This is a genomic window from Blastococcus aurantiacus (assembly GCF_900102425.1).
In the GTDB taxonomy this organism is placed as follows: domain Bacteria; phylum Actinomycetota; class Actinomycetes; order Mycobacteriales; family Geodermatophilaceae; genus Blastococcus; species Blastococcus aurantiacus.
Genome location: NZ_FNBT01000004.1, coordinates 215,565 through 227,384 on the forward strand (window position 1 = coordinate 215,565; position 11,820 = coordinate 227,384).

At 75.1% G+C, this 11,820-nt stretch carries 11 protein-coding genes; 4 read left to right on the forward strand and 7 right to left on the reverse strand.

Translation table 11 applies throughout. The annotated features are described in order from the left end of the window. On the forward strand, positions 1 to 1,269 hold the full coding sequence (locus tag BLS70_RS09825; RefSeq protein ID WP_255362361.1) for a M23 family metallopeptidase: 1,269 nt from the start codon (positions 1 to 3) through the stop codon (positions 1,267 to 1,269). A gap of 35 nt (positions 1,270 to 1,304) precedes the next feature. Then, positions 1,305 to 1,967, forward strand: coding sequence for a TVP38/TMEM64 family protein (locus BLS70_RS09830; protein WP_091766653.1), 663 nt, complete (start codon positions 1,305 to 1,307; stop codon positions 1,965 to 1,967). Here BLS70_RS09830 and BLS70_RS09835 read toward each other — a convergent pair. Beyond that, positions 1,954 to 2,883, reverse strand: a complete 930-nt coding sequence (locus BLS70_RS09835; protein WP_255362362.1) for a maleylpyruvate isomerase N-terminal domain-containing protein — start codon at positions 2,881 to 2,883, stop codon at positions 1,954 to 1,956. The two genes, BLS70_RS09830 and BLS70_RS09835, sit on opposite strands and share 14 nt — an antisense overlap. A 91-nt stretch (positions 2,884 to 2,974) precedes the next feature. Here BLS70_RS09835 and BLS70_RS09840 point away from each other — a divergent pair, with 91 nt between their 5' ends. Continuing rightward, on the forward strand, positions 2,975 to 4,117 hold the full coding sequence (locus BLS70_RS09840; RefSeq protein ID WP_091766656.1) for a GGDEF domain-containing protein: 1,143 nt from the start codon (positions 2,975 to 2,977) through the stop codon (positions 4,115 to 4,117). A 438-nt stretch (positions 4,118 to 4,555) separates the two neighbouring features. Then, a complete protein-coding gene (locus BLS70_RS09845) occupies positions 4,556 to 5,023 on the forward strand; it encodes a DUF3145 domain-containing protein (RefSeq protein WP_255362363.1) in 468 nt (155 codons plus the stop codon). 154 nt (positions 5,024 to 5,177) lie between these two features. On the opposite strand, the gene BLS70_RS09850 is transcribed toward BLS70_RS09845, so the two are convergent. From BLS70_RS09850 to BLS70_RS09875, 6 genes are all read right to left on the reverse strand, one after another. Continuing rightward, positions 5,178 to 6,590: an acyl-CoA carboxylase subunit beta gene (locus tag BLS70_RS09850; RefSeq protein ID WP_255362364.1), complete on the reverse strand. Its 1,413-nt coding sequence runs from the start codon at positions 6,588 to 6,590 to the stop codon at positions 5,178 to 5,180. Positions 6,591 to 6,633: 43 nt separating this feature from the next. After that, positions 6,634 to 7,869 carry a beta-ketoacyl-[acyl-carrier-protein] synthase family protein gene (locus tag BLS70_RS09855; protein WP_091766662.1) on the reverse strand — a complete coding sequence of 412 codons (1,236 nt, stop codon included), beginning with the start codon at positions 7,867 to 7,869 and terminating at the stop codon, positions 6,634 to 6,636. Positions 7,870 to 7,965: 96 nt separating this feature from the next. Next, on the reverse strand, positions 7,966 to 8,211 hold the full coding sequence (locus BLS70_RS09860) for an acyl carrier protein (protein ID WP_040336827.1): 246 nt from the start codon (positions 8,209 to 8,211) through the stop codon (positions 7,966 to 7,968). 97 nt (positions 8,212 to 8,308) lie between these two features. Beyond that, positions 8,309 to 9,274 carry a beta-ketoacyl-ACP synthase III gene (locus tag BLS70_RS09865; RefSeq protein WP_091766665.1) on the reverse strand — a complete coding sequence of 322 codons (966 nt, stop codon included), beginning with the start codon at positions 9,272 to 9,274 and terminating at the stop codon, positions 8,309 to 8,311. Further along, positions 9,271 to 10,473 carry an acyltransferase domain-containing protein gene (locus BLS70_RS09870; RefSeq protein WP_091766668.1) on the reverse strand — a complete coding sequence of 401 codons (1,203 nt, stop codon included), beginning with the start codon at positions 10,471 to 10,473 and terminating at the stop codon, positions 9,271 to 9,273. Before BLS70_RS09870 ends, BLS70_RS09865 begins: the two co-directional genes overlap by 4 nt. Positions 10,474 to 10,614: 141 nt before the next feature. After that, a complete protein-coding gene (locus BLS70_RS09875) occupies positions 10,615 to 11,781 on the reverse strand; it encodes a PucR family transcriptional regulator (protein WP_255362365.1) in 1,167 nt (388 codons plus the stop codon). Positions 11,782 to 11,820 lie beyond the last annotated feature (39 nt).

Here is an 11,820-nt window from a genome sequence, read left to right on the forward strand (position 1 = left end):
TTGGCGACCTCGCACCACCTGCACACCACCACCTCTCCCCGCCGCCGACGTCTCCGGACGTCCCTGATCGCCGCCACGCTGCTGGCCGCCGCGTTCGTCGGCGCACCAGCCGCCACCGCGGCGCCCGCCGACGACGCCCGCGTCGAGGCGGCCCGCTCCCAGCACGACGCCGTCGCCGCGGAGATCGCCGCTCTCGGCGGACGCGTGGCCGAGGCCGAGCAGAAGCTGCAGCGGATGACGCTGGAGGCCGAGGCCGCCAGCGGGAACGCGCTCGCCGCCCAGGCCGCGCTCGACGCCGCGACACAGGAGGCGGAGGCCGCCGAGGTCGCCCTCTTCGAAGCGAAGCAGGCCGTCGGGCAGGCCCAGGACGAGGTCTCCGAGATCGGGCGCCAGGCCTACATGGGCGGTGGCCAGCAGGCCTTCGGCGACCTGCACCTGCTCCTGGACGCCGGGGGGCCCGCCGAGCTCCTCCAGCAGGCCGCGACGCTCGACACCCTCGGCGAGCAGCGGGCGAAGACCCTGGACGCCATGAAGATCCTCGAGGTGCAGCAGGCCCGCGCCGAGCAGGCCGCGCAGGCAACCGTCGGGGAGCGGGACCGCGCCGCCGGCGCCGCCGCGGAGGCGCACGCCGCCGCAGCGCGGCAGCTGTCCGGTGCGCAGGCCGAGTTCGACGCCCTGGCCCTGCAGCGGCTGGGGCTGGCCCGGCAGCTGCGGGACGCCGAGATCCGGCTGCTGCAGATGCAGGGCGCCCGCGACGCCGCCCGGGCCTGGGAGACCCAGCGGGCCGCCCGCGAGGCGGCCGCCGCAGCCGCCAGCGCCGTCACGACCACGGCGGCTCCCGCGACCCGGACCCTCGCCTCGGGCGGCGGCGGCGCCGTCGCGCCGACGACCGGCCGGGTCACCTCCTGCTACGGCTCCCGTTGGGGCACGCTGCACGCCGGCGTCGACATCGCCGCCCCGATCGGCACGCCGGTGTTCACACCGGAGAGCGGCGTCGTCCTGCAGGCCGGGCCGGCCAGCGGGTTCGGCCTGGCCGTCGCGGTGCAGCACGGCGACGGGACGATCACCCTCTACGGCCACGTCAACCGGTTCTTCGTCAGCGCAGGCCAGACGGTCGGCGCGGGGGAGCAGATCGCCGAGGTCGGCAACCGCGGGCAGTCCACCGGCCCGCACCTCCACTTCGAGGTGCACAAGGGCGGCCTGTACGCCAACCGCACCAACCCGGTGCCGTGGCTGAACGCGCACGGCATCTCCCTCGGCGGCTGCTGACCACCGGCGGCGCCCCCGTGCCGGATCATGAACCGGTGCGGACGCCGGGCAGGGACGACACCACGTGGCTGCGGGCGTCGCTGCTGGTGCTCCTGCTCGTCGCGGGCCTCGTCGTCGCGCTGACCGTCGAGCTCCCCGACGTGGACGTCGTCCGGCGCTGGCTGGACGACGTCGGGGGAGCGGGCTGGGCCGGGCTGGTGGGCGGCGTCGGCCTGGTGCTGATGGCGCCCGTGCCGCGCACCGCCGTCTCCGTGCTGCTCGGTCTGGTCGCGGGGTTCGTCCCCGGCCTGCTCGTGGCCCTGGCGGGGGCGATGCTGGCCGCGCTCGGCAGCTTCGGGCTGGCCCGCTGGCTGGGCCGGGCCGCGGTCACCCGGCTGGCCGGACCGCGGCTGGCCCGGCTGGACCGGCTGCTGGTCGACCGCGGCTTCGTGTCGCTGCTCGTCGGCCGGCTGCTCCCCGTCGTGCCGTTCGTCGTGCTCAGCTACGGCAGCGGGCTGACCGCGATGCGCCTGTTGCCCTACCTTGCCGCGACCGCGCTCGGCATCCTGCCGAGCACCGTCGTCCAGGTGGGCGTCGGGGCCTCGGCGCCCGCACTGGTCTCCGGCGTCACGGCAGCCGTGGCGCTGCCGCTGGTGGCCCTGGCCGTGGCCGGCGCGTTGTGGTTCCGACGGCGCCGCGCGGGCGTCAGCCCTTCCTGAACAGCCGGCCGAGCACGCCGCCGGCCCCGCCCATGGTGCGCGCGGCCAGCTGCAGGATCGGGCCACCGGGGATGCCCGGCACTTTCTGCACGATCGGCGCCAGCGCGAGCAGACCCCCGACGTCGTGCACTCTGAGCTGGCGCCGCGCCACGGCGGGCACCGGGTTGACCCGCCCCGACGCCGCCTCGAGGAGCAGCTCCGCCGACGCCTCGACCGCCGGCCCCTCGTGGCAGCCGCCGGGCACCGGCCGCACGACCCAGCCCTCCGGATCGGCGGCGAAGGACCAGCCGCCGTCCGGCGTCGCCAGCGTGACCCCGCCGGTGATGCCGCACGAGGTGGCCAGGGCCCCGGTGACGTCGGTGAGCGCGGCCAGGCCCGACTGCAGGACCTCCGGTGGGGGCGGCTGCGCGCCGCACGAGACCAGGTCCAGGCCGTGCACGGCCAGCTCGTAGGCCTGCCCCAGGACGACGCTGAGCAGAGGTACCCGGCCGACCACCGAGACCGTGGGCGCGGTGTCGAGCTCGACCGGCTCCTCGGCGAGGTAGCGCGCGGTCGCCTCGCGGTTGCGGCGGAGCGCGTCCAGCACCTCCTCGCGGGAGGCCCCGGCGTGCGCTGCGGTGACGCGGGCGTTGACGGCGTCGGGGTCGGGCTGGGGGCCCGTGGCGCCGGTGCGGGCGGACTGCACGAGATCGGTCATCGCCGTGTGGTCGTCCCAGCAGCCGAGGTGCACGCAGATCTCGTGCGCCCGCCATCCCGGCAGACGCGAGGAGCGGCTCAGGTCCACCCGCTCGGCCTCGGCGAGGAAGGCGTCCCACGCGCCCAGCACGCGCGCCCCCACCTCCTCGCGCCCGGCGTCGGCCATGCCCTGGCGTCGTCCCATGTCGGGCGCGTACCCGGGCGGGAGCGCGGCAGGCATGACATGCGGCTCACGCTGTTCCGCAACCTGCCCTCACCCCCTGGGGTGAGGGCAGGTCAAGCGGCGGTGCCGCGACGACGATCGCAGAGGTGTGACCAGGACAGTTCCGGGGGACCGCCGCTTCCGCGGCGCACCGGCGGGCGCCCGCGACGCGGGTCGGTTCCGCCGGCTCCTCGGGGTCCTCCGCGACGGGCTGTACCGGCCGCTGGCCGAGGACGACGACCGCGTCGCCTACTGGGTGCGCCACGTGCGCTACGGCGTGCTGCTCAGCGAGATCAGCGCCGTCGCCGTGCTGGTCTACACGCTCTTCACCGAGACCCCGGGTCGGCACCACCCGCTGCTCCTGGGTGCCGCGGCGCTCGTCGTCCTGACCTGCCCGGCGCTGCTGCTCCTGCCGCTGGCCGACATGATGCGCGACTCCCGCGGCCCCACGATGTTCTACCTCTGGACGCTGGCCACGACCGTGGTCGTCCTCTTCGGCACCTGGCTGGACGGTGGGGCCGCGAGCCCGCTGGACGCCCTGCTGTTCCTCACCCTGACCTACATGGCCGTGGCCTATCCGCCGCACGGCGTCGTCGCCATGGGCGCGGCGATGATGGGCGGCTACGTCGCGCTCTTCGGGATGTCCGGGCTGACGACGTCCGCCGCGTTCTTCGTCGCGGTCATGGGCGCGTTCACGCTCATCTGCACCATGGCGTCGGCCAATTCGTGGGCGGCGCACGAGCGCCAGGTCCAGCTCATCACCACCCAGCGCACGCTGGCCGCCACCGACCCCCTCACCGGCATCCCCAACCGGCGCACCCTCATCGAGCGGCTGCCGCTCGCCGTGGAGGCCGCTGCGAGCGGGCGGCGGACGGTGGTCTGCGCCGTCGACCTCGACGGCTTCAAGGCCGTCAACGACCGGGACGGGCACGCCGCCGGCGACGCGCTGCTCAAGGCCGTCGCCTCGGTCCTGGGGGCAGCGGTGCGGGAGACCGACACGGTGGCCCGGCTGGGTGGCGACGAGTTCGCCGTCCTGGCCGACGTCTCGGACGCCTTCTCCGGCGAGATGCTGGCCGAGCGCCTGCGCCAGGCGATCGCGCTGGTGGGCGCCCGGGGCGGTGTGACCGCCAGCATCGGCGTGGCGGAGATCGTGCCGGGCGAGGACGTCGCCGACCTGATGCACCGGGCCGACGCCGCGATGTACCGCGCCAAGGCCGCCGGCGGCGACCGGTTCGCCCTGCCGCACGCCTGAGCACCTGGCGCCCGCCCGCTGCGACACGCCGTTCTGTACGGGCGGTACCACTGTCCGTTGCCCACACTCGTTACGGTGAGTCACCGGGCCGGACGGTCTCCGGCAGGAGCCACGCCGGTCGGCCCGAGCCCTCCCGCTGGGCTCCGCGAAAGAGCCGTACAGCGTCGCCGGCCGGTAGACGGAGCGCCGCGGAGCGTGCTATGGCTGTTGACCAGCGGGAAAGCGGCCGATCCGGTCTCCTGCGTCACATGCAGCACAACCGCCCCACTCGGGCTGGCGCGATCGGGTCACCATCGTGCAGACTGTTGACGGGAGCCCTGCTCCGCCACTGCCGAACACAGCCAGTCACCGAATCGATGGGTCCGTAGGGGAAGACGAGACCGATCGAGTCGATGGAGGTGCCCCGTGCAGCGACGGTCAACCCAGGGTGTCGTTTTCGTGCACGCGTGCCCGAAGGCGCTCTGCCAGCATGTCGAATGGGCGCTCGAGCGCGTCGTCGGCGCGCCGGTCTCCCTGTCGTGGGACGACCAGCCCGCAGCGCACGGGTCCTACCGTGCGGAGGTGGCCTGGACCGGTTCGCCGGGGACGGGTGCCCGGCTCGTGGCTGCCCTGCGCCAGTGGCCGATGCTGCGCTTCGAGGTCACCGAGGAAGCCAGCCACGGCAACGACGGCGAGCGCATGTCCTACGTGCCCGGCCACGGTGTCTTCCGTGCGCCGACCAGCGCCAACGGCGACATCATGATCAGCGAGCAGCAGCTGCGGCACCTCGCGGCGACGACGTCGTCCATCGAGGCCTTCCGGCACGGTGTGGACGAGCTGCTGGGGGCGGCCTGGGACGCCGACCTCGAGGTCTACCGGCACGCCGGCGACGGCAGCCCGGTCACCTGGCTCCACCAGGTCGTCTAGTCCTCGAGCTCATCTGGTCATAACCTGGACCCGGTCGTTCGGGCGCCGTCGGGGAAGCGGCGCCCGGGCGATCGTCTCCAGGTGACGTGCTGGAACGGCCCGTCGCAGGGGCCCACCGCGAGCGTGCGAGCGGTGGGGGGCGACGGGTCCTTCTTCAGAGCGGGATGTTGCCGTGTGCTCCGCGGCCGTGCGGGGCGGCGGTCAGCGCCGTCACCAGCCGCCGCCGGGTCTGCGCCGGGTCGACCACCTCGTCGACGACGCCGATCTGCACGGCCCGGTTCACGCCGCCGGCGATCCGCTCGTGCTCCTCCGCCAGCTGCGCGTGCAGCGCCTCACGCTCACCGGGCTGGGCGGCGGCCAGCTTCTTGCGGTGCAGGATGCCGACGGCGGCCTTGGCACCCATGACGGCGACCTCGGCCCCGGGCCAGGCGAAGACGGCGGTGGCGCCCAGCGAGCGGGAGTTCATCGCGATGTAGGCACCGCCGTAGGACTTCCGGGTCACCAGCGTCACCCGCGGCACCACCGCCTCGGCGAACGCGTGCAGCAGCTTCGCGCCGCGCCGCACGACGCCGTCCCACTCCTGGCCGACGCCGGGCAGGTACCCGGGCACGTCGACGAGCACCACCAGCGGGACCCCGAAGGCGTCGCACATGCGCACGAACCGGGCCGCCTTCTCCGCCGAGGCCGAGTCCAGGCAGCCGCCCAGGCGGATCGGGTTGTTGGCGATGACCCCGACGGTGCGCCCGGCGAGCCGGCCCAGGGTGGTGACGACGTTCGGTGCGAAGCGCGGGTGCAGCTCCAGGCCCGGCTCGTCCAGCAGGGCGGTGATCAGCGGCTTGACGTCGTAGGCGCGCTGCGGCTGCTCCGGCAGCAGGGCCTTGAGGTCGACGTCGGGCTCGTCGGCGGCGGGCGTGAAGCTGCCCTGCGCGGCCAGCAGGTCCACGGCCTGCCGCGCCGTCTCCAGCGCGGCCGCCTCCGAGTCGGTGACCACGTGCACCACACCGGACCGACGGCCGTGGGTGTCCGGCCCGCCAAGGGTCTCCTGGTCGACGTTCTCGCCGGTGACCGAGCGGACGACGTCCGGCCCCGTGACGAACACCCGGCCGGCCGGACCCATGATCACGATGTCGGTGAGCGCCGGCCCGTAGGCGGCGCCTCCCGCGGCGGCGCCGAGGACGACGGAGATCTGCGGGATGCGGCCCGAGGACCGGACCATCGCCGCGAACACCTCGCCGACGGCGTGCAGGGCGGTGACGCCCTCGGCCAGCCGGGCGCCGCCGGAGTGCCAGATGCCGATGACGGGCACCCGCTCGCGCAGGGCCGCGTCGATCGCGTCGACGATGTGCCGGCAGCCGTCGACCCCCATCGCGCCGCCCATGACGGTGGCGTCGGTGCAGAAGGCGATCGCGGGGCTGCCCGACACCTCGCCTCGCGCGGCCAGGACGCCGGAGGTGTCGCGGGAGGCCAGCAGCTCCATCGAGCCTGCGTCGAAGAAGCGCGCGAGGCGGTCCTCGGGGTCGCGCGGGTCCGGAGCGGTCAGGAGCGGGGCGGCGGGCGCGGTCGTCACGGGACCTCCACGAAGAGGGATGGGCTGGGCAGGTGCGGCCGCGTCAGGCGGTCGTGAAGACCAGCGCCATGTTGTGGCCGCCGAAGCCGAACGAGTCGTTGACCGCGGCGGTGAGGGTGGCGCGGCGCGGTTCGCCGCGGACGATGTCGAGGGCCTGGACGTTGGCGTCGTCGTCGGGGTCGTCGAGGTTGGCCGTCGCCGGGACGACCTGCTCGCGCAGGGCGAGGACGGTGAACACGGCCTCCAGCGCCCCGGCGGCGCCGAGCAGGTGCCCGGTCTGGCTCTTGGTGGCGCTCACCAGGACGTGGTCGCCGAGCGAGGACCGGATGGCGGCGGCCTCGGCGGTGTCGCCGACCGGCGTCGAGGTGGCGTGGGCGTTGACGTGCCCGACGTCGGCCGGCGTCAGGTCGGCATCGCGCAGCGCGGCGGTGATCGCCCGCGCCGCCCCCTCGCCCTCCGGGTGGGGGGCGACCAGGTCGTAGCCGTCGGCGGTTCCGGCGGCGCCGGCGAGCCGGGCGTGGATCCGGGCGCCACGCGCCCGGGCGGAGTCGCCGCGCTCGAGCACCAGGGCGGCCGCACCCTCGCCGAGCACGAAGCCGTCGCGGCCCTTGTCGAACGGGCGGGAGGCGCGCTCGGGCTCGTCGTTGCGGGTGGACATGGCGCGCATCGCCGCGAAGCCGGCCATGGGCAGGGGGTGCACGCACGCCTCCGTGCCGCCGACGAGGACGACGTCGGCACGGTCGAAGCGCAGCAGGTCCAGGCCCCAGCGGATCGCCTCGGCGCCCGATGCGCAGGCGCTGACCGGCGCGTGCACGCCACCCTTGGCGCCGATCGAGAGCCCGACCGCGGCGGCCGGGCCGTTGGGCATGAGCATCGGGATGGTGAAGGGGGAAACCCGCTTCGGGCCCTTCTCCTCCAGGACGTCGTCCTGGCCGAGCAGGGTCAGGGCCCCGCCGATGCCGGTGCCGAACACGACCGCGATCCGCTCGGGGGCGACCCCGGAGTCGGCGGCGCCGGACTCGGCCCACGCCTGCTCCGCGGCGACGACGGCGACCTGCTGGCTGCGGTCGAGCCGGCGGGCCCGAACCCGGTCGAGCTGCTCGGACGGCTCGGTGGCGAGCCGGGCGACGAGCTGGGCGGGGTACTCCTTGATCCAGTCGTCGGTGATGCGGCTGACCCCCGACCGCCCGGCGAGCAGCGCGTCCCAGGTGGTGGGCACGTCCCCGCCCAGGGGTGTGGTGGCCCCGAGGCCGGTGACGACGACGTCGGACGTGCTCATTGCTTCTCCTCTGGGAACGTTGGCCGGGCGGCCGGACGGCCCTCCTGCGGGGTCCCGCCGCGAGCATGCGAGCGGTGGGGGGCAGGAGGGCCCTTCTCAGCCCTGGTTCTTCTCGATGTAGCTGATGGCGTCGCCGACGGTCTTGATGTTGCCGAGCTCGTCGTCGGGGATGGCGACGCCGAACTTGTCCTCGACCGCCGTGGCGATCTCGACCATCGACAGCGAGTCGACGTCGAGGTCCTCGGTGAACGACTTCTCGGGGGTGGCGTCGGCGGGGGTCACGCCGGCGACCTCCTCCAGGATCTCGGCCAGACCGGACTGGATCTCCTGGGTGCTGCTCACGCGGCGGGGTCCTCTCTCTCGGATGGGACGGCGCCCCGGTGCGGGGCGGACGTCGTCGTCCGGGACGCGGTGTCCCGGGGATCTGGGGTGGTGGTGCTCATGGAAGCCGCAGCACCTGACCGGCGTAGGTCAGGCCCGCGCCGTAGCCGAGCACCAGGGCCAGGTCGCCGGACTTCGCCTCGCCGGACTCCAGCAGGGCGCCCAGCGCCAGCGGGATGGAGGCGGCCGAGGTGTTGCCCGAGCGCACGATGTCGCGGGCGATGACCGTCTTCTCGCCGAAGCCCAGCCGCTTGGTCATCGACTCGATGATCCGGAGGTTGGCCTGGTGCGGCGCGAACACGTCGATGTCCGCGGGCGTGACCCCGGCCCGGTCCATCGCCTGGGCCAGCGCCTCGGTGAGCCGGGTGGTGGCCCAGCGGTACACCGCCTGCCCCGCCATGGCCATGAACCCGCTGTCGACGATCTCGATGGCGGAGTGCTGGTCGCCGTCGCTGCCCCAGGCGATGGGGCCGATGCCCGGCTCGTCGGCGGGACCGACGACCGCCGCGCCCGCGCCGTCGGCGAAGATCACCGCGGTCGATCGGTCGGACATGTCGGTGACGTCGGTGAGCCGCTCGACCCCGATGACGATCGCGTTGCGCGCGGAGCCCGCCCGAATGGCGTCGGAGACGAGGCCGAGGGAGTAGCAGAAGCCCGCGCACCCGGCATTGAGGTCCAGCGCACCCGGGCGGGGGATGCCCAGGCGGTGGGCCACCTGCGGGCCGATCCCGGGGATGGGCTGGCGCAGGCTCGCGCTGGCGAGGACGACGAGGTCGATCTCGTCGGGGGCCAGGCCGCTGGCCGCGATGGCCTTGCCCCCGGCCGCCGTGGCCATCTCCACGAGCGTCTCGTCGTCGTCGGCCCAGCGCCGCTCGGCGATGCCGACCCGGCTCTGGATCCACTCGTCGCTGGTCTCCATGACCTGGGCGAGCTCGTCGTTCGTCACCCGCCGCTTGGGGCGGTAGTCGCCCAGCCCGAGGATCCGGGTGCCGGGCGCGCCGGTCGCCAGCTTCAGAGCGGTCACGCGGATACCTCCGGGTAGAGACGGGCGATCGGGTCGCCGGCGTCGACGAGGTCGCCCTCGTGGACCAGCCACTCGGCCAGCACGCCGTCGTAGGCGGCGGACACGTTGACCTCCTCGCGCCGGCCGCGGATGCAGCCCAGCGGGGTTCCGGCCGGCAGCCGCGTGCCCTCGGCGACCTCCGCCGGGCTCACCGTGCCGCGGGCGGGCGCCACCACCACGCGCCAGTCGGGGAAGTGCTCGGCCTCCGCGCGGCCCCGCTCGGCGGCGATCAGCTCGCGGGCCCGGTCGAGGTCGGCGGGGCTGCTGACCGCGAGGAGCTCGATGCCGGCGCCCTTCCACTCGCGCTTGGCCAGCCCCGTCAGCGCGCCGGCCGGGGGCAGTTCGATGACGGCGGTGACGCCGAGGTCGCGCAGGGTGGCCAGGCAGGCGTCGAACCGGACGGGGCTGGTCACCTGGCTGACCAGCCGGCGCAGCGCCTCGGCGCCGGAGTCGACCGCCGCACCGTCGGCGTTGGACAGCAGCAGGCGGCTGGGGTCCTCGGGGCGCAGCCCGTCCACCAGCCCCTCCAGCTGCCTGCGCGCCGGAGCCATGTACGAGGTGTGGAAGGCGCCGGCCACCGACAGGGGCATGACCCTCGCCTTGGCCGGGGGCTCGGCCTTGAGCGCGGCCAGGCCCTCGAGGGGGCCGGCGGCGACGATCTGGCCGGCACCGTTGAGGTTCGCCGGCGCCAGGCCGTGCCGCTCGATCGCGGCCAGCACCTCGTCGGGGTCACCGCCCAGGACCGCGGACATGCCGGTCGGGGTCTGCGCGCAGGCGGCGGCCATGGCACGGCCGCGGACGGCGGTCAGCGCGATCGCCGCCTCGACGGAGAGGACTCCGGCCAGCGCGGCGGCGGTGAGCTCGCCGACGCTGTGCCCGGCGATCACGACGTCCCGGCCGGCGGAGGGGCTGTGCGCGACCGGCCCCGGCATCCCACCCAGCTCGCGGGCGACGAACAGGCTCATCGCCACCACGAGGGGCTGGGTGACGGCGGTGTCGGCGATCGCCTCGGCGTCGCCCTCGGTGCCGAGGGTCAGCAGGTCGGCGTCGGCGATGGCGCCCGCCCAGCGGAAGAACGACTCGGCGCCGGGGAGCCCGAGCCAGTCGGTGAGCATTCCGGGCTTCTGGGCACCCTGACCGGGAGCGAGGACGGCGAGCACCCCCTCACCGTGCCAAAGACGGCGGTCTCCCGCGGTGGGGAGCGGCACGAAAGGACACCGGTGATCTTTGTAGGAACCCTCTAACACAGGCGCGGTTCCGCGGCCGTATCGCGCGGTCGAGTGGTGGAGACCACTGCACGGTCACTCCCAGAGTGAGCGGTCCCGGTCGAGATGGGCGAGGGCCAGCGCCACCTGCAGCGTCCAGCCGCCCCGGGGGTCGGTGGCCGACAGCCCGGTGAGCTCGGCGGCCCGCTTGAGCCGGTACCGCACGGTGTTGGGGTGGACGAAGATGGCCCGCGCGCTGGCCTCCAGGTTGCCGCCGCTGGCCAGCACCGCGCGCACCGTCTCGAGGACCCCGCTCCCCGCGGCGTGCAGCGGACCGGCCACCTCGTCGCGCAGTGCGGCGCGCGCCAGGGGGTCGCCGTCGAGCGCCCGCTCGGGGAGCAGGGCGTCGGCGGTCACCGGACGCGGTGCCTCCGGCCACGCCCGCGCCGCGCGCCGGCCGGCGAGCGCCGCGGCGGCCGAGTCGCCCGCGCGGCCCAGGCCGTCGACCACGGGGCCGTAGACGACGGGGCCGGGGCCGAACTCCTCGGCCACCCGCGTCACCACCGCGGGCAGGTCCTCGTGCCCGCCCAGGACGACGACCAGCTCGTCGGCGTGCACGCCGACCAGGACCTCGCTGCGCAGCCCCCGAGCGGCCCGGCGGACGGCGCCGTGCGGATCGGCGATCCCCTCCGGCGCGGGGCCGACGACGACGGTGACCGGGTTCATCGCCGACCAGCCCAGCGCGGCCGCGCGACCGGCCAGCTCCTCGGACCGCTCCCCGCGGACGAGGGCGTCGACCAGGAGCGCCTCGAGCCGGGCGTCCCACGCGCCGCGGCTCTCCGCGAAGCTGGCGTACACGTGGGCGGTGGCGAAGGCGACCTCGCGGCTGAACTGCAGGACGGCCAGCCGCAGCATCTCCTCGTCACCGGGCTCGGCGACCGAGGTGACGTGGTCCTCCAGGGTCTCCACGGTGATCTTGATGAGGTCGACGGTCTGCTTGAGGGCGACCACGCGCACCAGCTCGCGGGGCGCGGCGCCGAACACCTCACCGGTCAGCCGCGGGGGGCGGCCCGGGTGCCGGCACCACTCGACCAGGGACGCCAGTCCCGCCTGCGCGACCAGCGTGACCCAGGAACGCTGGTCGGCCGGCATGGTGCGGAACCAGGGCAGCTCCTCGTCCATCCGGGCGACGGCCTGCGTGGCCAGCGCCCCGGACGAGCGCTCGAGCCGCCGGAGCGTGGCCGCGCTCGGGCGGTCGGTCACCCGGCTCCTCACGCGGTCAGCGTGTCACGCGCGGCCCGG

Coding starts and splice junctions, on each gene's coding strand:
- BLS70_RS09835 (WP_255362362.1), bottom strand. CDS start 2,883: ATGCCTGCCGCGCTCCCGCCCGGGTACGCGCCCGACATGGGACGACGC.
- BLS70_RS09855 (WP_091766662.1), bottom strand. CDS start 7,869: ATGAGCACGTCCGACGTCGTCGTCACCGGCCTCGGGGCCACCACACCC.